A 527-nucleotide genomic window follows, 5' to 3' on the forward strand; every position below is an offset into this window, starting at 1 on the left:
GCTGTTGACGGTCGGCGTCGCTCCCTGAATCGGACTTCGGAGGCGTCGATCCCCGGGAGACCGACGGGCGTCGTCCGCTGAGTACGGTGGCGGTGTCTCCGGGCGGCCAGTACAGTTTTTTGCTAGCGCACGTCAGCGACTCGTATGTTAAGGCCCCGCTACCATCGGTTCGCAGCGTTCGGCCTCGGTGTCGGAACGGGGGGAGCGTTGCTCTGGCTCGGAATCGACGTCCTGCTTTCGAGCGCGGTCGCGGTCGCGCTCGCTGTGAGCGTCGCGTTCCAGTTTCGAACCAACCGCGAGTTTCCCGACAGGTGGACCGGAAGCGGATGGAGGAACGACCGGTGGACTCTCCTTTCGTTGGCCGTGACCAACTTCGCCGCGCTCGTCGGCGTCCGATGGCTTCCGCTCCCAAACGGGTACGGCGCTGCGGTCTCGTTTCTGATCATCTTCGTCGGGGTCTCCGCTTACCTGGGCGGACTGCTCGCAGCGAAGGAGCGCGGCCCGTTCGACGATGAGCGTTCCCTGCG

Annotated in this window: 1 protein-coding gene; it reads left to right on the forward strand. The window is 65.5% G+C overall.

Annotation, left to right across the window (positions count from 1 at the left end):
• Positions 1 to 144: 144 nt before the first annotated feature.
• On the forward strand, positions 145 to 527 hold a 383-nt coding region (locus tag EXE42_RS16640; protein ID WP_137707027.1), incomplete at its 3' end, for a hypothetical protein.

Origin of the sequence: Halorubrum sp. SP3 (assembly GCF_005435195.1) — an archaeon.
Classification (GTDB): Archaea; Halobacteriota; Halobacteria; order Halobacteriales; family Haloferacaceae; genus Halorubrum; species Halorubrum sodomense.